Genomic DNA, 23,847 nt, shown 5'->3' on the forward strand with positions numbered 1-23,847 from the left:
AACATCTGCGTTTCCGCTTCCCCCTGAGGCATCATAAAGCTCTCAGCCCGGCTCATTTTCCACCAGAATAAACCCCTTGGCTTTTCCCGGCTTATGGTCTCGTTCATGGTCTCGGCATCATACACCCGCCCATTTACGATTACATACTTAATCTTTTCAGTATTTCTGATATCCTCTAGCGGGTTAGCATCAAGGACAATAAGATCAGCGAGTTTGCCAGTCTCCAAAGAGCCTAACTCCTTACCCATTCCCAAATGTTCAGCCCCGTTCAACGTAGCGCTTCTGATAGCCTGTAGAGGGCTCATTCCGCCCTGAGCCAACATCCACGTTTCCCAGTGAGCGCCAATCCCCTGAATCTGTCCGTGAGCTCCCACATTTACTTTTGTGCCGCCATCGGCAAGTTGTTTTGCAACTCTGGAAACATCTATATGGCCATAATCTGCAAACTCTGAGGTATTCCTTCTTCTCGAACGCGAATCAATTAAGTTTCTGGGTGTATAGCTAAGTAAGCGCTCATTTTCCCAAACATTTGTGCGGTCGTACCAAAAGTTTTCACCCGATTGCGAACCATAACTAACAATTAAAGTAGGTGTATACGATGTGCTGCTTTTATTCCAGAACGTTTTCACGTCTTTGTAGATTGGTACTTGTGGGATGTTATGTTCTATACTAGTATGGCCATCCGCAATTTGAGTTAAATTGTGAAAGAAAGTCGAGCCTCCTTCCGGAACTACTTCCATCTGCAGTTCCCTCGCTGCCTGAATAATCTGCTGGCGCTGGTCACGTCGTGGTTGATTATAGGATTTTACAGAAAATGCTCCCACAGCTTTCATTCTTCTTAATGCAGATCTCGCATCTTCCAGACTGTTAACAACTGTTTTAAAGTCGCCATCTGCACCATACAATATCGTACCCGTAGAATAAACTCTCGGGCCCACCATTCTGCCTGATTTCAACATCTCAGCCTGGCTGAATACCATCTCCGTATTCGCAGATGGATCATGGGAAGTAGTTACACCATAGGCAAGGTTTGCATAATAACTCCAATCCTGCTGCGGGCTTACTCCATCACCACTTGCACGTAAATGACCATGAACGTCCACTATCCCAGGCATAATTGTTTTTCCAGTACCATCTATTACCTTTGCTTCAGCGGGGATATTAACATTGGCCCCTATAGCGACGATTTTATTTTTATTGATAACAATCGTCCCCTTTTCTATGACATCATCGCCTTTCATGGTTATGATACGTGCACCCGTAATTGCAATAATTCCTTCAGGAATATCAGACTTTAGTGTCAACCCTATATCGACCCCCAAACTATCATTTTTTGCTGTTTTGTCTGCCGCGCCGTCTAAAAAAGGAAAGGCGGTTTTAATATCTTTTGTGAAATATCGTGGCCCTAGCGTCCAGTTCAGCGTTTGTGAATCTTTGCTCCAATGAATGTATGTACCTGCATCTTTTGTGATTTTGGAAAGAGGAATAGATTTATTGCTTGCAGAAAGATCAAGAGCAGCCCCGGTGTTTGTGAGAGGGGTGATGTAAACATTAAACAATTCTGAGAACGCGATCCATTTCCCATCAGGGCTTGGAGAAAAGATATTTGCATACTGCGATGTAAAATGAGTGCGAACCGTTCCACCATTTAAATCCACACTTTTGAGAGCCTTTTTCCCAGCCTCAGTGCTTTGAAACCAGATCCGTGTATCGGTTGAATTGAAGGATGGACGGATACCATTATTTAAAATAAGCTTTGGAGAACCTCCCTCTGAAGGTATGACATAGATGCCGATATTTTTCCCAAAAGCATAACCCAGTACATCATTGCCAGAACCTTTTCTGAACACGATCTTATCACCTTTTCCTGAGAACTTGGGTCCATAATAATATCCTTTGTCTGTAGTTAATTTGATGATTTGCTGAGTTTGAAGATCTTTTTTGTAAATGGAACCTCTTTGCTCATCGTTCCAGCTCACATAGACTAAAAACTTGCCATCGGGGCTAAATTCTGGTTCAAATTCAAAATCTGTTCCTGAATTGATCCGGGTTGGAACACCGTCCGGAAGGACTTTAGTATAAATATAACCCGCAGCATTAAATGCTATCATTTTTCCGTCCGGGGAGGTGCTAACCTGTCGGATCATCTTAACATCGAATTCATCGCGAAACACCTTTTGTTCAAAATGTAAGGCTTCGGTAATTGACTGTGTTGCATTAACTTCAAAAGGAATATCACTGACATACTCCGTAAGAATATCAAGATTCTTGAACTTTCCCTTCGCATAGAAAACGATATTTTTGCCATCCGGTGTCCATGAGAAATTTGGATAAAGTCCGAATATTGCCCATGCTTCCTGCTGATCATGTGAGAGATCTTCATATACAGGCCATTCCTCACCTGTGGACAGATCCAGAAGGTACAGAACAGATTTGAGGCGGACGCGTTTAACAAATGCAAGTAACTTTCCGTCCGGTGATACCTGAGGCCTTACCGCACCACCACCTCCGCCTGCAACGGTTTCTATGTCGCCCGTTTCCCGGTTTAACCGCTTGATATTGTAAATCTCCCCATTAGGATCTTTGTTATATTGAAACTGTGGCCCGGGACTTACATCTTCAGAATAATATATATATTTCCCGTCAGGTGATACTTCCGGCTCACCAGCGTCCTGCTGATCGTTTTTGCGTTTGGTAAGCTGAACACCCTCGCCGCCACCAGCAATATGATACATCCACATTTCACCGGCACCTAGTGATCTGCTGCTTGTAAAGTGCTTTCTGGCTATTAAGTACTGATTATCTGGTGTCCATACTGCGTTATTAAGCAGTCGAAAGGTTTCTTTAGTGATCGCTCGCTTACCTGAGCCATCGGTATTCATCACCCATATATTATCACCTCCATTTTTGTCGCTTGTATATGATATAAATTTACCATTTGGGCTAAATCTGGGCTGAACTTCCGAAGCAAGTCCTCCGGCAAGAAGTGTCGCTTTCCCGCCAGCAACAGGTATTTTGTAAATATCTCCAAGCATATCAAAAACGATATCCTTGCCATCAGGGCTAAGATCCAGGTTCATCCAGGTACCCTCATCAGTTTGAAAGGAAAATGATTTTGTCGGCCCTGCGGGCTTCTCAACATTCCATTTTGGAGCTGGCTGGCCAAAAAGCGATTGCGAAATTATAATGCTGAATGCGATAAATAAGTATTTCTTCATGTATCTGGTTTATTGAAGCGCAATTTAGCAAATTAGTAAATTAGTAAAATGAGCAAATTAGTAAATTAGTAAAATGAGCAAATGAGCAAATGAGTAAATTTGCAAATTGAAAATGAGCATTTCCATTCAAGTATGCTAATTTAATAACTCTCTAATTCTCTGATACCCTATGACGATATACCAAATCCTGCAAAAATACTGGGGCTTCGCTAAATTTCGCCCATTGCAGGAGGAGATTATTCAATCCGTTCTGCAAGGGCGTGATACATTGGCGCTGATGCCCACGGGTGGTGGAAAGTCTGCCTGTTTTCAGGTACCGGCATTGGTTAAACCGGGTATTTGCATTGTAGTGTCGCCTTTGATTGCACTTATGAAGGATCAGGTTGAGAATCTTAAAGAGAAGGGTGTTAATGCGATTGCTATAATATCCGGAATGGGAAAAAGGGAGGTGGATATTGCATTGGACAATTGCATTTACGGCGACATTAAGTTCCTTTATCTTTCGCCAGAAAGACTGCTTTCAGATCTGGTGCGTGAACGGATCAGACACATGAATGTAAATCTGATTGCGATCGATGAAGCTCATTGTATCTCGCAATGGGGCTATGATTTCCGCCCGCCCTACCTCCATATTTCAGAATTGCGCAAACTCCACCCTCATATTCCTGTGCTAGCGTTAACGGCTACAGCTACGTCGACGGTTGCATTAGATATTCAGGAAAAACTTAATTTCAGGGACGGAAACGTATTCAGAAAATCATTCGAAAGAAAGAATCTGGGCTATTTGGTGTATAATGAAGAAAACAAATTTCGCAAACTGTTTTCCATTGCAAGGAATGTAAAGGGAAGTGGAATTATTTATGTTAGAAACAGGCGAGAAACACAGGAGATAGCTCGCCTGCTTAATTTAGAAGGTATCTCTGCCGAGTATTATCACGCAGGTCTCGATAATACCGCCCGTACCAAAAAGCAATCATCGTGGAAAAATTCCCGAACCAGGGTTATGGTTGCAACCAATGCTTTTGGCATGGGAATCGACAAAGCGGACGTTAGATTTGTGGTTCATATGGATCTGCCAGAGAGCCTTGAAGCATATTACCAGGAAGCAGGACGCGCCGGCAGAGATGAAAAAAAAGCTTACACCGTTTTGCTTTACAATTATGCTGACAAGAGCAGACTTATAAAAAAACTAGCACAAAGTTACCCGTCTGTTCAGGAGATTAAGCTTGTATATCACCACCTGGGAAATTATTTTCAGCTTGCCTATGGAGCCGGGGAGGGTTTAACACTTGAGATTGACATCGCAGATTTTTGCAATCGCTTTAAGCTTGACGCAATAAAAACCCTAAACGCCCTTAAGTTTCTGGAACATGACGAATATATCGCATTAAGCGAAACTGTTTTTCTGCCGTCCCGTGTGCAGATATTAATTGGACAGGAGGAGATCTACAGGTTCCAGGTAGAACAACCTGCATATGATGCTTTTATAAAAATATTACTGCGCTCTCATGGCGGATTATTCGACCAATTCGTGGCGATCAAAGAGAGCGATCTCGGCAAAAGACTTGCATTGAACAAAGGGGAAGTTGCTGAGCTCCTACGCAAGCTGCAATCGATGGAAATTCTCAGCTATGCTGAACAAAGCGACAAGCCTCAAATTACCTTCCTTAAACAGCGGCTTGACAATCAGCACCTGCAGGTCAACGCCCGCTATCTGGCCGACAGATACAGGATAAATAAAGAGCAAATTGAGTCTGTTATTACCTATGCAGAAACTTTTAAATGCAGGAGCCAGCAGCTGTTGGGCTATTTCAATGAAACACATGCATCCGAATGCGGCGTATGCGATGTATGTTTGGAAAATAAGAAAAAACGGAAAAAGGAATCCATCACGGATGAGATCATAAAAGATATTCTGAGTGTGTTAAGCAATAATTCCCTCTTGCTCGACAACCTGGTTAATTCAATCAATTCCGGGAACGATAAAGAGAAGATTGAGGTAATAAGGAATCTTCTCGATGCTGGTAGTATAAAAGTCAATGGGGAGTATTATTATGTTTCTTAGAGTATAAAGATTTTAATAAGAGATGTTAGCAATTCCCATATCGGATTTTTTATTTTTTTGGAAAGCAGGGTTCATCTTCCATCGGGTGCTGTAGTCGTGTGCTCTGCAGTAGTTTTGCAACATGTTTCTGATTAATTTCACGGCCATGCTCGCAAAAGCTACTACTGACGCCCACGTTTATTTACATAAGACAGTGCTTTTCTGTCAGTTTTACTAACATACGGAATGCCAGGGGCGTTAGAGTCTCAGATAGTAGCACATCATCTTCCGATTTAAACCCGGGCGCAGCGAGTAGCTTTTGCCTAAGAATAATTTTATCAGTTAAAAGGAATTTAAAAGGCAAAACTACTGCGTAGCACGGGACTACCGGAACCGAAGAATTACTTCATTTGCTTTCCAAATACATCTAATCTTTTTTTATATAAATCACTTTATAAACCTTCACATTCCTTATATCTAATGCACTTTATAAACCTTCACTTACGTCTTATTTCTTTACCTTGTGTAACCAAAACCAAATCCCACGTCTAAACCAAAACCTTCACATGAACACTTTTACTAAAATTACTGCCTCAATTCTTTCAATCGGGATTCTCCTCAGTTCCTGTAACGAATTCGACTGCATTGAAGCTTCTGGGAACCAGATTTCTCAGGACAGGAATGTAGGGCAGTTTACAAGGATTGAAACAAGCGGATCTATGAAAGTCATCCTTAAGCAGGGCCCCGTTAATAATGTAAAGATTACGGCTGATGACAACATTTTAAAGGAAATAGAAACTAATGTGAGGGGAAATAAGCTTTATATCGATTTAGAAAAGAGTTTTTGCAATGCCGGGTCGATAACCGTTTATATAACTTCGAAAGATTATGAAGGGGTTGACGCTTCTGGTTCTGTAGAAATTCTTAGTGATGGAAAGCTGAATCTGAATGATTTTGAACTTGATCTCAGCGGCTCCAGTAAAGTCACCTTGAATCTAAATGCTGCGAACTTGAAAACCTCTTCAAGCGGAGCTTCAGAAATTTTTCTGAAAGGCCAGGCCGGTTCTCATGAGCTCGAACTCAGCGGGTCAACTTCGGTGGAGGCATTGGAATTTGTCGTAGGCAGATATCGTATTGAAAGCTCAGGTGCAAGTAGTTCAAGAATTAATGTACTGAATGATCTGAACTTGAGTTCCAGCGGCTCGAGCGACGTAGAATACCGAGGTAATCCATCCAATATTAAGAATGATGAATCGGGTGCTTCAAGTCTGAAGAAGATCGACTAAACTCAGCTTCTAAATTGCTATATTGAGTCTGTAAACCAATTATTTTTAGATGCAAAATAACAAAACTACTATAAAGGCATGGGCGATGTTCGACTGGGCCAACTCAGCATACAATCTTGTTATTACATCTACAATTTTCCCCGCTTATTACACTATAATTACCACAACTCAAGAGAATGGCGATCAGGTGTCATTTTTTGGCAGAACTTTTACCAACACTGCGCTTTCAAACTACGCCCTTAGCGTTGCTTACCTCGTCATGGCCTTATTGCTTCCTATACTGTCGTCAACAGCCGATTTTCGGGGAAATAAGAAGGTTTATATGAAGGTATTTACTTACATAGGAAGTGTTGCCTGCGCCGGCCTTTTCTTTTTTAAACTGGAAAACCTTGAATTCGGGATTATTTGCTTTGCACTCGCCGCAATGGGTTATATAGGTGGGGTCATGTTTAACAATTCTTATCTGCCGGATATTGCAAGCGTGGATCAGCAAGATAGAGTAAGCGCTAAAGGCTTTGCATACGGCTATGTCGGGAGTGTTATTTTACAGATAATCTGCTTTATATTTGTTCTAAAACCGGATTTATTTGGAATTACCGACGAATCACTTCCTGCACGGTTATCATTTCTTCTCGTCGGGATATGGTGGATCAGCTTTGCTCAAATTCCGTTCAGAAAACTTCCTCCTGGAGGTATAAATCATTCCAGGATCGTTAAAAGTAAAGTTAGTAGCGGATTCGAAGAGCTCATAAAAGTGTGGAACCAACTTAAAACCATGACTCATTTAAAAAGATTCCTGCTGGCCTTCTTTTTTTATTCTATGGGAGTCCAAACTATCATGCTAGTCGCCGCTGGATTTGGTGAAAAGGAACTCCAGTTGGGAACTGAGAATCTTATAAAAATAATACTTGTTATTCAAATTGTAGCAATTATTGGTGCGCTGGTGATGTCATACTTCGCAAAAAAATATGGCAATCTACTTGTTATCATCTTTGTGCTAATCATCTGGATAGGAGTTTGCAGCGCCGCATATTTTGTTCAGAACGCATTTCAATTCTATATCATAGCTGCAATAGTGGGCTTGGTAATGGGTGGAATTCAATCAATCTCCAGATCAACCTATTCAAAATTTCTGCCTGCAAAAACACCCGATACAGCATCATTCTTTAGTTTTTATGACGTCACTGAGAAAATAGCAATCGTGATTGGCTTATTTACGTTTGCCTATATTGAAGAATTCACCGGCAGCATGCGAAACTCAGCTATAAGCCTGGCAGGATTTTTCATAGTAGGACTGTTAATCTTAGTTTCACTGTTATTTATTAAAGAAGAAAAAACAGTTTCTAATGAAGAGAGCTAATTATTTTTTCTGAATTTAGCACTTTCGAAAGTATCAAGTATCAAGTATCTAGATTTGGGCAGGATAATTTTCCGAACATCCCGGATTTGTGGCTCGTTGTAAATTTTAAAAAACGTATAAAAAACCACCTCAGAAATCGATACCTACTTAATATTTGATACTTAATACTTGATACTTAAAAAATGACTATTGAACTGTTTATTCCCTGCTTTATAGATCAACTATACCCTCAAACGGCTTTTAACACTGTAAAGATTCTTGAAAAAGCAGGATGTAAAGTCATTTATAACACGGAACAAACCTGTTGTGGGCAACCTGCCTTTAATGCGGGCTATTGGGAGGATGCGAAGGAAGTTGGCAGTAAATTTTTAAATGATTTTTCTGAAACCAATTATATAGTCTCGCCTTCTGCTTCCTGCACAGGGATGGTAAAAAATTACTATAATGATTTGTTTACCAATACTTTACTTCACAATAAGTGCAGGAATATACAAGGTAATATTCATGAACTATCAGACTTTCTGGTCAACGTAATCGGAAAAGATTATTTCGGTGCTGAACTGGAAGGCCGCGCAGTTTACCACGACTCCTGCGCTGGCCTCCGTGAGTGCAATATCAAATCAGAACCACGAGCATTGCTGAGTAAGGTACACGGCCTTGACCTTGTTGAAATGAAGGAAACGGATGTATGCTGCGGTTTCGGAGGAACCTTCGCAGTAAAATTCGAAGGAATCTCGAGCGCTATGGCGCAACAGAAAGTTAATAATGCCCTGGAAATGGAGGCTGATTATATTATTTCTACTGACGCTTCCTGCCTGTTGAATCTTCAGGCCTATATTGATTCGAATAGTCTCCCTATCAAAACAATGCATCTCTCGGATGTACTTGCAAATGGTTGGGGGAATGTGTAGGTGTTTCTTACTTAAAAGTACGGCGGTTAACCGGCCTTTTGTAGGAGAAAGAGCTTCGTCGGGAATGTTTTAATTAAACAATACATCCCGCTCAAAGTTTATTATTAATCTTAACTTGCTTGAACGTAAAAACGTCCTGCCAACCTTCTTTTATGTAGAATACTGGAGTTGTATCGAAACATCATAGATAATAATTGAATTTTTGTGCAGAGTCAGCTGAAGTAATATGGGAAGGAGTAATGGGCTCGAGCAAAAGATTGTCGAGCGCACCCTACAGCTAGAAGGATGCCAACCGGGAGTTGCCGAAGCAGTTAATAAATTATTGACTAAACTATGCCTTAATATATCAGAAAAATTACCAATTTAGGTTAGCAATTTAAAATTTCCATTATGAGTGCTGATCAATCAAAGTTCACAGAGAAAGAATTGAATCCTATGTCCAGCCTGGATGTTTGGGAAGACGATGTGCTTAAAAGGTATCCGGATCCGGAAACTATCGCAAAAGCGAAAACCAAGGATGAGTACCGCAACTATGAAGAGCCTGGGCGCGATTCGGTAAAAGAGTTCTATCGGTTGAATCATACGTATCAAACGTTTGATTTTGTGCAGGAGAAGCGAAACAACTACTTAAATTTTAATAAGAAAGAAATGCCCGTTTGGGAGGCGTTCCAGTTTCTGAATCAACTGGTAGATGATTCAGATCCGGATACTGATCTCGATCAGTTTCAGCACCTGCTGCAAACGTCAGAAGCAATACGGCGCGATGGCCATCCTGACTGGATGGTATTGGTAGGGCTTATGCACGACATGGGTAAAGTTCTTTGTCTTTTTGGTGAACCCCAATGGGCTGTAGTGGGAGATACCTTCCCCGTAGGATGTGCATATTCAGATAAAATCGTTTACCCGGAGTTTTTTAAAAATAATAAAGACTTCTCTAATCGTGAGTATCAAACCCAATATGGGGTTTATAAAAAAGGCTGCGGTTTGCGAAATGTGAATATGTCTTGGGGACATGATGAATATGTTTATCAAATGCTTAAAGATCACCTCCCTGAAGAAGGACTATATATGCTTCGTTACCATTCATTCTACGCATGGCACCGCGAAAATGAATATGAATACCTTCTTGACGATCATGACAGGGAGATGCTTAAATGGGTGAGACTATTTAACCCTTACGATCTTTATTCAAAAAATCCCGAGCCGCCTGACTGGAAAAAACTCCAGCCTTACTACGAAGATCTGGTCGCTAAATATTTGCCAGCTACGCTGAAATTTTAATAAAATGAGCAAGGAACAAAGAGCAAGGATTAAGGACCTTGGGTCGTTAACCAGTCGGGGGTGGTGAAGGTAACGTTAAATCAGTTAGGTGCCCTAGTCTTTGTTCCTTGTTCTTTGTTCCTTGTTCTTTGTTCCTTGTTCTTTGTTCCATATTCTCCTGTCCTTATCCCTAGCCCGCAACAATTTTGAACCGCTTACAATCCCTGGATTATATAGTTTTCTTTATCTACCTCATTGGTGTAAGTGCGTATGGTTATTGGGTGTACCATCAAAAATCTGCTAAGCAAAAAAAGGCTGGGGGAATGGATTCCAAAGATTTCTTTTTGGCAGAAGGTTCGCTGACCTGGTGGGCAATCGGGGCTTCTTTGATCGCATCTAACATCTCTGCAGAGCATTTTATCGGCATGTCGGGCTCCGGCTTTGCTCTGGGACTTGCTATATCGTCTTACGAGTGGATGGCGGCGGCTACGCTAATTATCGTTGCAGTATTTTTTATACCAATTTACCTTAAGAACGGCATCTTTACCATGCCGCAGTTTCTGGCTCAACGATATAACGACACTGTTGCCACTTTAATGGCCATATTCTGGTTGTTAGTGTATGTATTCGTCAACCTTACGTCTATTATATACCTGGGTGCGCTCGCAATTAATTCTATTTCAGGCATCAGCTTTGTCTGGTGTATGGTGGGTCTGGGCATTTTTTCTATCGTTGTAACGTTGGGGGGTATGAAAGTGATAGGATATACGGACGTGATTCAAGTACTTGTGTTGATTATGGGTGGCCTTGTGACTTGTTATCTCGCCCTAACGCTGGTATCAGAAAAGTTTGGTTACGGCAGCGATATCCTTAAAGGACTGGCAATAATAAGAGATGAAGCACCTTCGCATTTCCACATGATATTTGATAAATCAAATCCATATTATACAGACTTGCCGGGTTTGTCGGTGTTGATAGGAGGTATGTGGATCAACAACCTGAATTATTGGGGTTGTAATCAATATATCACGCAAAGGGCTTTAGGTGCGAGCCTACCTACGGCGCGAAAAGGTATTCTATTTGCTGCATTTTTAAAGCTATTGATACCATTGATCGTTGTTATTCCCGGCATTACCATGTATGTAATGTATCAGAACGGAATGTTTCAAACAGAAATGACGGACATAAATGGTGTGATCAAACCAGATCATTCTTATCCTACGCTGATGAATCTTTTACCTAACGGCTTAAAAGGCCTTGCCTTTGCTGCACTTACCGCTGCAATCGTGGCCTCTCTTGCCGGTAAAGCAAATAGTATCTCAACTATTTTTTCGCTTGACATTTATAAAAAATTCTTTAATAAAGACGCTTCTGAAAGACAGCTCGTACGCACGGGCCGTATCACGGTGATAGTAGCCATGGTTCTTGCAAGTATCGTAGCGCCTGCTCTACGGAACCTGGATCAGGCTTACCAGTTTATACAGGAATATGTTGGTTTTATTTCACCGGGTGTATTGTCGATCTTCCTGCTCGGATTTTTCTGGAAAAGGACTACCTCAGCCGCAGCGCTTGCTTCTGCCATTACAACCATACCGCTTTCTACTCTTCTAAAATTTCTTCCTGGCTGGACGAACGGGGCTTTCCCGGATTTTCCTTTTATGGACCGGATGACTATTGTTTTTGTGTTCCTGATGTTATTAATGGTGGTGTTGAGCCTGGCCGACCGCAGTGGTAAGGAACGCCATAAAGCGCTGGTTATAGATACTGCAATGTTTAAGTGTTCTCCAGGCTTTATTGTAGGTTCAGCAATTATTATTGGGATTCTGACAGCTTTGTATACCGTATTCTACTAAGTACATTTGCGGGCTAAGGGAAATACAAGACTCCAACGTTCAAGGGAAGGTTATACTGGTAAGTTGTTAAATCTCAGAAGACGCGTTTTTGTCGGCTTCTGAGATTTGAAATAGGTTAATACTTTAAATTAAAATTATAGATTTTACTCTTTTGTAAATTTTTCTCTATCAACGCTGGTCAGAACACTGGCTACCGGGAACTTAATTCCGCCTCCGGCTTGATTAATGTTGGGTTTGTAAGTAGAAAGTTTCAAGCCGCCTCCCAGATCTTTGTAATCAGTCCAGTTGAAAGCTCCTTCTTGTTTACTTTGAAGCAGAAATTTCCATCGTTTAACTTCGCCGCTTGCCGGATCGACAAATAGCCAGTATTGATCACCCGGAGTAAGGCCAACTTTACCGAAAGTAAGATGTAAAACATCTAGTTTCGTTCCCTCTATAACTTCAGGATCCTTTAAGGTTACATTAACCCCTTCATCTTCTAGTTTTAACGGAGCAAGAAGCCAGTAAGAATCGTTAATAAAATTACCGTAAGCTCTTTTGATTTCTTTAGAATTTAAAGAATCAGGAAGGATTTTACCGTCGAGGTACGACGTTCCTTTCTGACTATTTACATTGAATAAAACGACTAACGTTTGGTTAGTTGGCGTTTTGGTCTCCAAACGGTAGTCCCCGGTGTATCGGTCCCATAAATGTGTACGACTCGACACGGTTTTCCCCTCTCTTTGCGGTGCGAAAGCAAAGGTTAAGTATCGGGAATTTTCCCAGGTCTTCCTTCCACCGGAATTCTCCCAGATTTTGTTAATTACATCTTCTTTGCTCCTGACAGTCGAAACATTTTTAGCCTGCCGCGTCGAACACGAAGAGAACAGAACAATAGTGGCTATGAATAAGCAAGTTTTTTTCATGGTATATTTTTGTTTAAATGAGTGATAAATCTGTTAAAAGCTTTTCCCATAGTTCTCTTTAATCAGTTCTTCTGCAGGTTTATTTTGAGGGGTGTAGTCTGTTTTATAATTTCCGCGTTCTGTGTTAATACGATCATACCATTTCCACAGGAAACCACCCGCAAACCAGGGTTCCATCCAAAAGTTATCGAAAAGAGCCTTAAGTGCAATTTTTTGATTTTCTCCATTTACTGCATCTCCTTCCGACGACCAGGGTTCTTTTGCGGTATAATCAATGCTGCGATAACCGTATTCTGTAAATAAAATCTGCTTTTCCTCTTTAATGCTGAGATCTTTGAGACCTTTTTTATGCTTATTCCAACCCTCGTTTAGCAATTTTAACGTAATATGTTGACTGTTATTTAATGGGAAATATGCATCCACACCAATATAATCAAGTTTACTCCAAAAAGGTACATTGGCGTAACTGTCCCAGTTCTCGGCATAGGTAATTTTGCCCTTATAAACTTTCCGGATTTTATCAATCAGATTTACCCAATATTCAGGTCTTTTAGAAACAAAGGTATTAAGCTCCGTACCGATACAAAACATATCGAATCCTATTTCCTGTGCATGCGATGCAAAATCGAGTATGAATGTCTCATACTGATCTTCCAATAACCGCCAGTTTTCCTCAGTTTCCATGCTGATATGTCCGGTAAAGTTTCCTCTTCCTATCCATAATTGAGGCTTTAACATTACTTTTATACCACGTTCTTTAAATAAAAGAGCGGTTTGTTTAATTCCTTCTTTGCTTTCGCCCCACCACTGTCTGTCGCTATTGTAATGAATCAGCGGATCATCAACATTTCTAATGAAGCCAAAAGGCATAAGAGTAACCCAATTTGCATTGATGTCTATAACAGGTGCGATTACGGAGTCGGTTACTTTACGGGGTGAGGCAACGAAGCTTAATCCGTTGATTTTTTTTTCAATCCTGGCATAAACCGGGATTTTATTGGAAGTCTGCGAACAGGAGCACAAAAATATGCACAGTAAGGTTAAGTAGTAAGTCTGTAACGTGCTCCTAAAACGTATATCCTTGTTCAATCTCAAGATTAATTAGTTGTTTTATCAAATTTAATATTTTGTGATAGAAATGTTCACGACAGATTAGTAATATTTATATATCGTTTGAAATATCATCATACTATTTAAAAACGAATGATTTATTACATCTTCTGCAATTCAAAAAATAATTTATTTTTATAGCAGAACGGTCAGGTTTTTGTCATTTGTATTTAAAGGAAGCAGCAGCTAAGTCGCAAAAACGTATTTACAAAACATTTGTTTAAATTGGTATGAAAAAAATAATAACAGTTTGTGTGTTCATTTTCGCAATGATTGCATTAATTTCCTGTACCCAGCAGGTGCAGCGAATGCCGCAGAAGACTAGTTCCAAGGCAGATCTTTCTAAACTTAGTCAGGCGACCTTTGCCTCCGGCTGTTTTTGGTGTGTGGAGGGTGTGTATGAAAGTGTTATAGGGGTGCATGAAGTCGTATCAGGTTATTCAGGGGGAAAAGAGCCCAATCCGACTTATAAACAGGTTAGCTCCAATACAACTGAACATGCAGAAGCGGTGCAGGTTTATTATGATCCATCTATTGTATCATACGCCACCCTATTAAAAGTTTATTTTGCTTCCCAGGATCCTGTACAGGTAAACGGACAAGGACCTGATAACGGCGCATCTTATCGTTCCATAATATTTTACCGAACACCGGAAGAAAAATCAGCGTCTGAAAAGTACATTTCAGAAGTCCAAAAAAAATATTCTGAGCCGATAGCTGCACAACTTTTACCTTTTGAAAAATTCTGGGATGCAGAGGATTATCATCAGCAATATGTTCAAAACAACCCTAATGTGCCTTACGTGCAAATGGAAAGCATTCCCCGTATTAAGCGATTCCAAAAACAATTTCCCGAACTGATTAAGCCGGACCACAAACTTTAAGTCACATCTGATACGAAAACAATAAAATGCCAGCCATGAAGAAGATATTTATTTCAGTCACCTGCTTTTTAATGGCGACGAATATGTTCGCCCAGAAAGTTCCTTCGCATACACAGTGGGATAAATTGCTAAAAAAACATGTGAGCGCTGCTGGCATGGTAAATTACAAAGGTTTCCAAGCTGATAAGTCCGAATTTAATGCCTATTTGAAATCACTCAGCGATAGTGCCCCTCAAAAAAGCTGGAGTGAAAATGACCAGAAAGCTTTTTGGATCAACGCTTATAATGCATTTACTATTTCCTTAATCCTTCAGCATTATCCTGTAAAAAGCATTAAAGATATTGGCGGAAAAATTTATAAGATAAACACAGCCTGGGATATCAAATTTATACCTATTGGCCGGGAAAAATACGATTTAAACAATATCGAGCACAAGATACTTAGAAAGTATAACGACCCGCGTATCCACTTTGCTATTGTCTGTGCCTCCATGTCATGTGCAAAATTAAGGAGAGAAGCTTACACCGGTTCAAAACTTGAGGCACAGCTTGTTGACCAGGGTAAAGACTTTTTAAATGATAAATCAAAAAATAACATCCGGGCAGACAAAGCTGAACTATCTAAATATTTTACATGGTACGGCGGTGATTTCACTAAAAATGGAAATTTGGTGGACTTCATAAATGGATATTCTCAAACTAAGATAAATTCGAGCACCAAGATCACTTACGTGGATTACAATTGGAACTTGAATGATCAAAAATAATTTGTTATGTGATCACGTCCGTGAGGAATTAAAAGGGCTTGCAGGATCGCATTTCCGATCTTGCATGTCCTGAGATGAATTTAAGCCATCCATGATCTAAATTTACCGATTAGTAAATAATCATTTAATGAAATTTAAGTCCCCGATCCCAGTTTTTTCGTACATACTTATAGGTCAGTTAACCAATTAAACATGTAGCTTTTACACCATGAAAATTATTTTGACAATTTTGATGACCTTTTCAAGTGTTTGTTTTGCTCAAAAAAGCAAACCCGATGATGGGTTACACCAGCCATTTGATAATCTTCTTCAGAAATATGTAAGAACAACAGGGCAGGTAGATTATTCTGGGTTGAAGCAGGATGAGAACATACTGGATAAATATTTAAATGATTTGTCGAAGAATGTGCCCGATAACTCATCTGGCAGGAATGTATCATTGGCATACTGGATTAATGCATACAATGCCTTTACATTGAAACTTATTCTTGAAAATTATCCTGTGAAAAGTATAAACGATCTTTACAAGGGTAAACCATGGGACGTGAAATGGATTAATCTAGGTAGTAAAAAATACTCACTAAATAATATCGAAAATGATATTATCCGACCCGTACATAAAGATGCCAGAATTCATTTTGTGCTCAATTGCGCTGCTGTCTCGTGCCCGCCGCTTCTAAATAAAGCGTTTACGGCAAACAATCTGGAAGCACTTATGGAATCCAGAACCAGAAATTTCATAAATTCGACGGCAAACGAACTGGGATCAACCAAAGTAAAGATCTCAAAAGTGTTTGACTGGTATAAAAAAGATTTTGGGGATGTTATTACGTTTATTAATAGATATAGCAAAACAAAAATTAGTAATAATGCCCTCATCAGTTACAAAGAATACAATTGGAACTTGAATAAGAGTAAATAGCGGATTGTGAAGAATAAATTTATCGTGCTGGGTTTTCTGTGTCTTACAAATAGTGTGTTCGCTCAGAACGCTGACATTGGGAAAGTGTTAAACAGGCTCAACTCAAATAAGATCCCTTATGCATATTCTAATCAGTTTGGGCTGAATAAAAACACGATATTTTTAGATGCCAGGGAATGGGACGAATACGCAGTCAGTAAAATTCCCGATGCTTATTACGTGGGTTTCAATTCGTTTGAGTTAGCAAAAATTAAAACATTGATTCCAAACAAAGATTCCAGAATCGTTGTGTATTGCTCAATCGGGGTACGAAGTGAAAGAATTGCTGAAAAAATTAAAAAAGCAGGGTATAACAACGTATTCAATTTATGGGGTGGTATTTTCGAATGGAAAAATAACGGGAAAACTGTTGTCGACCTTAACGAAAAACCTACTGAAAGGGTTCATGCTTATTCAAAAAAATGGGGAGTTTATTTAGAAAATGGCATCAGGGTTTATCAATAAGCAAAATTAAATGATTGAGATTAAGGAGATTATTTTTAACTCTTATTCCGGCTATTACAATTATTTAAAGAATGAAATCTTATACCCTGGCTGGGATAATTATTTCTACGGACTTATTATCATCTCCTTAGTCGTTTGGACATTGGAAATTATCTTCCCCTGGAGAGAACATCAGAAGCTCTTCAGGAAAGATTTTTGGCTTGATTTATTTTATCTTTTTTTCAACTTTTTCTTATTAAACCTTATTCTCCTTATTGCACTTTCGGAAACAACCGCACATTTTTTCGACAAACTGCTTTTTTCTATAGGCTTAAAACTGGAAGACCTGAAGCTTTTTGATGTAAACGAGCTGCCATTTTACTCGGGTTTATTATTGTTTTTTTTAGTGTCCGACTTTTTTCAGTGGAATACTCATCGATTACTGCATAGGGTAACCTTTCTTTGGAATTTTCATAAAATTCATCATTCTGCTAAGGAAATGGGATTTGCCACGCACATGCGTTTCCATTGGATGGAACCTGTACTTTATAAATCAATATTATACATTCCATTAGCCTTAATAGGCGGATTAAATGCTCAGGATGTGATTTTTGTACATTTTTTCTCTATTATCATTGGGCACTTGAACCATGCTAATATTGGCTGGAACTATGGAAAGTTAAAATACATCTTTAATAATCCTAAAATGCATATCTGGCACCATACAAAAAGCATCCCTAATAAATATGGTGTCAATTTCGGGATCTCGTTAAGTTTGTGGGACTACCTGTTCAAAACCGATTACGTTCCGACTGATGGCAAGAACAATGAGTTAGGGTTTTTAGATGATCAGGAGGTTCCGGACAACTTTCTGGGCCAGGAAGTTTATCCGTTAAAGTTTTAACGATGGAACATGTTGTAATTATTGGAAATGGAATTGCAGGTGTTACGGCTGCCAGGCATATACGGAAGCTTTCGGATAAAAAGATCACCATCATTTCTGGTGAATCAGAATACTTTTTTTCCAGAACAGCGCTTATGTATGTCTACATGGGGCACATGAAATTTGAGCATATTCAACCATATGAGCATCGCTTTTGGAAGGAAAATCAGATTAACCTCGTAAAAGCTTATGTAGCACAGATCGATGTGCATGCAAAATCCTTACATCTCCTTGATGGCGAAGTAATCTCTTACGACCAATTGATTATCGCTTCAGGTTCCAGATCAAACACCTTTAACTGGCCAGGTCAGAATTTGGCCGGAGTTACAGGCTTATATACAAAGTCAGATCTTGAAAACCTGGAAAAATTTACTCCTGCATGTAAGAGCGCGGTAGTAGTAGGGGGAGGCTTAATCGGAATAGAACTTACAGAAATGCTTTTATCAAGAAATATAAAAGTTGTTTTTCTGGTCAGAGAAAAAAGTTTTTGGGATGCTGTATTGCCTGAAGGGGAGAGTCAGATGTTAAACCGGCATATTCGTGAACATGGCGTTGATCTGCGACTGGAAACAGAGCTTAAGGAAATAATTGCGGATGAAAGTGGAAGGGTTGAATCGGTTCTTACAGGTAAAGGAGAAATTATCCCCTGCCAGATTGTTGGTCTTGCCGCCGGTGTCTCTCCCAATATTGAATTTTTAAGAGGTAGCGGTATAGAAATTGAAATGGGTGTAAAAGTGAACCGGTTTCTGGAAACAAATATAGAGCACGTCTATTCCATTGGTGATTGTGCAGAACAATTGCAGGCACTCCCCAATAGGAAAGCGATTGAAGCTGTCTGGTACACTGGCCGAATGATGGGAGAAACAGTAGCTCAAACCATTTGTGGAAATCGGATGAAATACAATCCCGGGAATTGGTTTAATTCGGCAAAATTCCTGGACATAGAATATCAAACGTATGGCTGGATATGGCCTAAAGCAAGGGAAAATGAAGTTCATTATTACTGGGAGCATGCATCGGGTAGAAAATGCATCCGGATATCGTACGATAAAAACACCTCGGCCTTTTTGGGCATCAACACTTTTGGGATTAGAATGAGGCATGAATTTTTCGATGGTGCGATAAATGACAACCGATCTGTTGATTATATTATAGATAACCTTTCCCGCGCAAATTTCGATCCTGAGTTTTATTCAAAATATGAACCTGAAATTCAATCACTATTTTATCAGACCTACTCTCATACCGTAAAATTATAATGAGCATGAATAAAACATATAAAAGCATGTCTGTTTCTGATCATGATAGCGGATCCCCTTCCAATATCCAAAAAATTGCAGTAAGTATAAGTTCTGTTGGGTTAGTGATTTTATGTCTGGCTCTACTTAATGTGGAATTTGCATATAAAGCAATCTGGTTGACAGTTTCATTATTTGCGATAATATCGGGAATTGCTTTATATGCAAATGATTTGTATCTGAATCAACCTGCAGGGATTAAATTTAATGGTGTCTGGTTTAAATCTCTAACAAGCAGAGGAATGTTTGCATGGATGTTGGGGTTATTACTAACCCTTTTTTACATCGTTATATATTGGTTTCCACAATACCTGGGCTATCACGATAAAGGCGGGAATACAGGATTGGTCTCATTATTTGACCCCTTGAGTATTTTTTTAAATGGAAAGCCAGCTACTCAGTGGTTTTTGTACGGAACATTATATACTGTGGCTATTTTAGCAATGGGATATAAATTTTTATTAAAGTACAGGGATAATAAATACCAGGTGGTAAGAACACTCTCTGTGATGTTTTTCCAGTTAGGCTTTGCTTTTCTAATTCCGGAAATATTATCAAAACTAAATCCAGATACCCCATATTTTAATAAGGATATTAAGAACATGTGGCCGCTTAATTACTATTTTTTTGAAGAGTGGCACTTAACGAACATGTTTAATGGGGGCAATCTGGGGATATTTATGCTGATTTTTGGACTGGCAATGATCTTTTTAATTTCACCGGTACTGACTTATTTTTATGGTAAAAGGTGGTATTGCTCATGGGTTTGTGGATGTGGTGGATTAGCCGAGACTGCAGGAGATCCATTCCGGCATTTATCTGATAAATCAAAAAAGGCCTGGAAATTTGAACGGTGGAGTATTCATTTAGTTTTAGTGTTTGCATTTATCATGTCAGTGGCTGTTGTCTATACTTTCCTAGGTAAGAATCCAGGTCAGGATTTAATTACCCGAAGACAGTTTACGATCGGAGTTGTAGTATTTCTGGCAATATTAACTGGTTGTTTATACCTGTTTAAAAGAAAAAATATGGATAAGGATGCTCTTTTTACAATGGTGTCTTTGGTGGTAATAATCATTGGGGTGATCATGCTTAATCATTTCTCTGGCAACGATAAAATATTCTTCGTTGAAAACTATACCCTGACCTCATGGTACGGGTTTGCTATAGGCGCTCTTTTTAGCGGTGTTATAGGTGTTGGGTTTTACCCGATCATGGGAAATAGGGTTTGGTGCCGTTTTGGTTGTCCGATGGCAGCAATTCTGGGTTTACAGCAGCGTTTGTTTTCAAGGTTCAGGATCACAACCAATGGAGGACAATGTATCTCATGTGGTAATTGTTCAAATGCCTGCGAAATGGGGATAGATGTGAGAGCCTATGCCCAGAAAGGTGAAAACATAGTCCGGTCATCATGTGTGGGTTGTGGGATATGCTCAGCCGTTTGTCCGCGAGGTGTTTTAAAATTGGAAAATGGTTCTGAAGAAAACAGGATTAATGAAAATCCTGTATTACTAGGTAATGATCTCGATTTACTGGCATTGTTGAGGCAGGAAAATTCACTAAAAAATAATTAATAGCGCCAGAACAATTTTATATGAAAGGATTAGTGAAAAGGATCAAGGTTATCATTCCAGCCTATAACGAAGAAAAATCAATTGCCCAAGTAATTTACGAGATACCCGACAGAGTAGAACAAATTATTGTTGTCAGCAATAATTCCGATGATGCGACCATCGAAAATGCTGAAAAGGCTGGTGCAACGGTATTGTCTGAAGATCGTGCAGGATATGGTAATGCATGTTTAAAGGGGATTGAATACATCTCACAGCAAAAAATAAAGCCGGATATAATCGTTTTTATAGATGGCGATTACTCAGACTATCCTGAGGAGCTATTAAAACTAGTGGCTCCAATTATTGAAAATGACATTGATTTTGTTATTGGAGCAAGAGTAAAAGAATTACGTGAAGAAGGATCTATGACCCCACAGCAGATATTTGGGAACTGGCTAGCAACGTTTTTAATGAAATGGTTATTCGCATCCAAATTTACCGATCTGGGTCCCTTTAGAGCGATTAAATATGATAGGCTTATTGACCTTCAAATGATTGACAAAACCTATGGATGGACTGTAGAAATGCAGTTAAAAGCTTTAAAACAGGGGTTGACGTACATAGAAATTCCGGTTCGGTACAGAAAAAGAATTGGAATTTCAAAAGTATCTGGAACGGTTAAAGGGACAGTCATGGCGGGAATTAAGATAATCGGATGGATTGCAAAATATAGCTTTAAGTAAAATGTGGATCTACATCTCATATATTATTATTGGACTTTACGGATTTGCGCTGTTAATGGTGTTTTTATACAACATTTCTCAATTAAATCTATTATTCAGTTACATTTCTTCAAAATACAAAAAAGAATGTGTGAAGGTTTTTGATCTTTCAAACGAAGATGAAATCCCCTTTGTTACGATCCAACTACCTGTTTTTAATGAAAAGTATGTCATGGAACGTCTATTATTTTGTATGGCAAAAATGGATTATCCAAAGGAAAAATTGGAGATCCAGGTATTGGATGATAGTAACGATAATAGTGTAAAACTAACTTCAGAACTTATTGATAATCTTAAAGAAACCGGACTGGATATAATTCACATATGCCGGAATAGTAGATCAAATTTTAAGGCCGGAGCATTAAAAGAAGGCTTAAAAACTGCTAAAGGAGAATTCATAGCAATTTTTGACGCAGATTTTCTACCAGATAAAGACTGGCTAAAGAAAACCATCATTTTTTTTAAAAATCCCAGGATTGGGGTGGTACAAACCCGTTGGGGTCATTTAAATCGTGATTATTCACTTCTAACAAAAGTTCAGGCGTTTGCTTTGGATGTTCATTTTACGCTTGAACAGACGGGAAGAAATGCAGACCACCATTTTATGAACTTTAATGGAACTGCGGGGATATGGCGTAAACAATGTATTTTAGAATCAGGTAACTGGCATGGCGATACCTTAACTGAAGATTTGGATTTAAGTTACAGGGCTCAGTTAAATAATTGGGAGTTCAAATATTTGGAAAATGTGATAGTCCCTGCTGAACTGCCTGTGATTTTTAGTGCCGCACGTTCCCAGCAATTTAGATGGAATAAAGGAGGAGCAGAAAACTTTATTAAATTGTTTAGAATGGTCCTCTCATCAAAGAAATTACCGCTCTTTACCAAGATACATGCAATAATGCATTTGGGCAGCAGTTCCATGTTTTTCTTCCTTCTTATTATATCTGTATTGAGTATTCCAATGCTTTACATTAAAAATGAGTACCCTCAGCTTGATTTTGCTTTTAAAGTACATAGTTTTTTTATTGTAAGCAGTTTTATCTTATTCGTGAATCATTGGGTAGTTTATAAAAATATTCATCTTAAAATGTCGTACCGTTTTATGACTTTTATAAGCATGTTTTTTACTTTTTTTACTTTAACGCTTGGATTGTCTTTGCATAATACTTTCGCCGTTGCTGAAGCATACATGGGTAAAAAAAGTGATTTTATACGTACCCCAAAATTTAATATACGGATGTCTTCAGATAATTGGAAAGGAAATCAATACATTAACAATAAGATTCCAATATTTGTAATTCTTGAGATACTTTTATTGTTGTATTTTGTTTTTGGTTTGTGCAGCTCATTTATTTTGAACGATTATACGTTGCTGCCATTTCACTTCATGCTGATTTTAGGTTTTGGCTATGTAGTTTATACCACACTTAAAACTTAATCTTAATGTTAAACGTCTGGCGCAATAACAAATTATTGATATTCAGCGTCCCATCTTGTTCTATTCTATATATTTTATTAGCCTATGATTTAAACCGAAGTAACTTCCCTTATCTTCTGGTACTCTCTTCAGGACTTTTTTTATTTTATATCTTCTTTATATCTTTAAAACAAGAAGGAAGTAATACAGAGCTTCTCTTCAAAACAGGGATATTTTTCCGGCTTTTGTTTCTTTTCGCAATACCGAACCTATCACAGGATTTTTACCGATTTATATGGGATGGTAGGATGATGATAAATGGGCTCAATCCATATTTATATCTGCCAGATGAGGTAATTAAAAATAAGCTTATTAATATCCCGGAAGCAGTTCAATTATATAAGGGCATGGGAAGTTTGAGTTCCGGACACTTTACAAATTACCCCCCGGTAAACCAGTTGTGCTTTGCTTTAGCCGCACTCGGTTCAGGTAAAAGTATTTTTGGCAGTGTATTTTTTCTCAGAATACTGATCATAGTTTTTGACTTGGGAATTTATACTTATGGTAGAAAGCTTCTTCATGCCCTTAAAATTCCAGGAAATAATATCTTTTTATATTTTCTTAATCCACTTGTCATCATTGAGCTTACCGGAAATCTGCACTTTGAAGGTGTAATGCTTTTTTTCCTTGTCTTGGCTTTATATCAATTGAAGATTGGGAAATACCCATGGGCTGCAGTTCTTATCACCCTGTCTATTTCTATGAAACTTATTCCCTTAATGTTATTACCATTGTTTATAAAGTATCTGGGATTTAAAAAAGTGATCAACTTTTTTGCAATAATAGGT

At 39.0% G+C, this 23,847-nt stretch carries 19 protein-coding genes; 16 read left to right on the forward strand and 3 right to left on the reverse strand.

Going from position 1 to position 23,847, the window contains the following annotated elements; translation table 11 throughout:
• The coding region (locus tag ACLL8Z_RS07575; protein WP_411274164.1) for an amidohydrolase family protein at positions 1 to 3,218 on the reverse strand (3,218 nt) is incomplete at its 3' end.
• Positions 3,219 to 3,387: 169 nt separating this feature from the next.
• Between ACLL8Z_RS07575 and ACLL8Z_RS07580 the strand changes: the two genes are divergently transcribed.
• The 6 genes from ACLL8Z_RS07580 (at position 3,388) to ACLL8Z_RS07605 (ending at position 11,932) form a co-directional block, all read left to right on the forward strand.
• Positions 3,388 to 5,283 (forward strand): ATP-dependent DNA helicase RecQ, encoded by a 1,896-nt coding sequence (locus tag ACLL8Z_RS07580; protein WP_411274165.1) that lies wholly within the window; start codon positions 3,388 to 3,390, stop codon positions 5,281 to 5,283.
• Positions 5,284 to 5,828: 545 nt separating this feature from the next.
• Complete coding sequence (locus ACLL8Z_RS07585) at positions 5,829 to 6,548, forward strand: head GIN domain-containing protein (protein ID WP_411274166.1); 720 nt, start codon at positions 5,829 to 5,831, stop codon at positions 6,546 to 6,548.
• 49 nt (positions 6,549 to 6,597) lie between these two features.
• Entirely contained in the window at positions 6,598 to 7,908 is a 1,311-nt protein-coding gene (locus tag ACLL8Z_RS07590; protein WP_411274167.1) for an MFS transporter, read from the forward strand.
• A gap of 182 nt (positions 7,909 to 8,090) precedes the next feature.
• Positions 8,091 to 8,819 (forward strand): (Fe-S)-binding protein, encoded by a 729-nt coding sequence (locus ACLL8Z_RS07595; protein WP_411274168.1) that lies wholly within the window; start codon positions 8,091 to 8,093, stop codon positions 8,817 to 8,819.
• A 390-nt stretch (positions 8,820 to 9,209) separates the two neighbouring features.
• Positions 9,210 to 10,100, forward strand: coding sequence for an inositol oxygenase family protein (locus ACLL8Z_RS07600; protein WP_411274169.1), 891 nt, complete (start codon positions 9,210 to 9,212; stop codon positions 10,098 to 10,100).
• Between the two features lie 185 nt (positions 10,101 to 10,285).
• Positions 10,286 to 11,932 (forward strand): sodium/sugar symporter, encoded by a 1,647-nt coding sequence (locus ACLL8Z_RS07605; RefSeq protein WP_411274170.1) that lies wholly within the window; start codon positions 10,286 to 10,288, stop codon positions 11,930 to 11,932.
• Between the two features lie 143 nt (positions 11,933 to 12,075).
• Here the strand turns inward: ACLL8Z_RS07605 and ACLL8Z_RS07610 are convergent, their stop codons facing one another.
• Both ACLL8Z_RS07610 and ACLL8Z_RS07615 read right to left on the reverse strand, forming a co-directional pair.
• Positions 12,076 to 12,837 carry a hypothetical protein gene (locus ACLL8Z_RS07610; RefSeq protein WP_411274171.1) on the reverse strand — a complete coding sequence of 254 codons (762 nt, stop codon included), beginning with the start codon at positions 12,835 to 12,837 and terminating at the stop codon, positions 12,076 to 12,078.
• Positions 12,838 to 12,870: 33 nt separating this feature from the next.
• On the reverse strand, positions 12,871 to 13,860 hold the full coding sequence (locus ACLL8Z_RS07615) for a glycoside hydrolase family 113 (RefSeq protein WP_411274172.1): 990 nt from the start codon (positions 13,858 to 13,860) through the stop codon (positions 12,871 to 12,873).
• A gap of 317 nt (positions 13,861 to 14,177) precedes the next feature.
• On the opposite strand from ACLL8Z_RS07615, the gene msrA reads away from it, so the two are divergent.
• The 10 genes from msrA to ACLL8Z_RS07665 all read left to right on the forward strand — a co-directional run.
• On the forward strand, positions 14,178 to 14,831 hold the full coding sequence (gene msrA, locus ACLL8Z_RS07620) for a peptide-methionine (S)-S-oxide reductase MsrA (RefSeq protein WP_411274173.1): 654 nt from the start codon (positions 14,178 to 14,180) through the stop codon (positions 14,829 to 14,831).
• Between the two features lie 35 nt (positions 14,832 to 14,866).
• Complete coding sequence (locus tag ACLL8Z_RS07625; protein WP_411274174.1) at positions 14,867 to 15,598, forward strand: DUF547 domain-containing protein; 732 nt, start codon at positions 14,867 to 14,869, stop codon at positions 15,596 to 15,598.
• A 208-nt stretch (positions 15,599 to 15,806) separates the two neighbouring features.
• Positions 15,807 to 16,520 (forward strand): DUF547 domain-containing protein, encoded by a 714-nt coding sequence (locus tag ACLL8Z_RS07630; RefSeq protein WP_411274175.1) that lies wholly within the window; start codon positions 15,807 to 15,809, stop codon positions 16,518 to 16,520.
• A 6-nt stretch (positions 16,521 to 16,526) separates the two neighbouring features.
• Entirely contained in the window at positions 16,527 to 17,024 is a 498-nt protein-coding gene (locus tag ACLL8Z_RS07635) for a rhodanese-like domain-containing protein (protein ID WP_411274176.1), read from the forward strand.
• A gap of 10 nt (positions 17,025 to 17,034) precedes the next feature.
• Entirely contained in the window at positions 17,035 to 17,907 is an 873-nt protein-coding gene (locus ACLL8Z_RS07640) for a sterol desaturase family protein (RefSeq protein WP_411274177.1), read from the forward strand.
• Positions 17,908 to 17,909: 2 nt separating this feature from the next.
• Positions 17,910 to 19,205 (forward strand): NAD(P)/FAD-dependent oxidoreductase, encoded by a 1,296-nt coding sequence (locus ACLL8Z_RS07645; protein WP_411274178.1) that lies wholly within the window; start codon positions 17,910 to 17,912, stop codon positions 19,203 to 19,205.
• Positions 19,206 to 19,210: 5 nt separating this feature from the next.
• The gene (locus ACLL8Z_RS07650) at positions 19,211 to 20,818 is read left to right on the forward strand and encodes a 4Fe-4S binding protein (protein ID WP_411274179.1); all 1,608 of its coding nucleotides are present in this window, start codon (positions 19,211 to 19,213) and stop codon (positions 20,816 to 20,818) included.
• A 20-nt stretch (positions 20,819 to 20,838) separates the two neighbouring features.
• The gene (locus tag ACLL8Z_RS07655) at positions 20,839 to 21,540 is read left to right on the forward strand and encodes a glycosyltransferase family 2 protein (protein ID WP_411274180.1); all 702 of its coding nucleotides are present in this window, start codon (positions 20,839 to 20,841) and stop codon (positions 21,538 to 21,540) included.
• Positions 21,541 to 21,670: 130 nt separating this feature from the next.
• Positions 21,671 to 23,020 (forward strand): cellulose synthase family protein, encoded by a 1,350-nt coding sequence (locus tag ACLL8Z_RS07660; protein WP_411274181.1) that lies wholly within the window; start codon positions 21,671 to 21,673, stop codon positions 23,018 to 23,020.
• 287 nt (positions 23,021 to 23,307) lie between these two features.
• Positions 23,308 to 23,847, forward strand: a 540-nt coding sequence (locus tag ACLL8Z_RS07665) for a hypothetical protein (protein WP_411274182.1), incomplete at its 3' end; no start/stop codon positions are given.

Source organism: Daejeonella sp. (assembly GCF_046590655.1).
GTDB lineage: Bacteria > Bacteroidota > Bacteroidia > Sphingobacteriales > Sphingobacteriaceae > Daejeonella.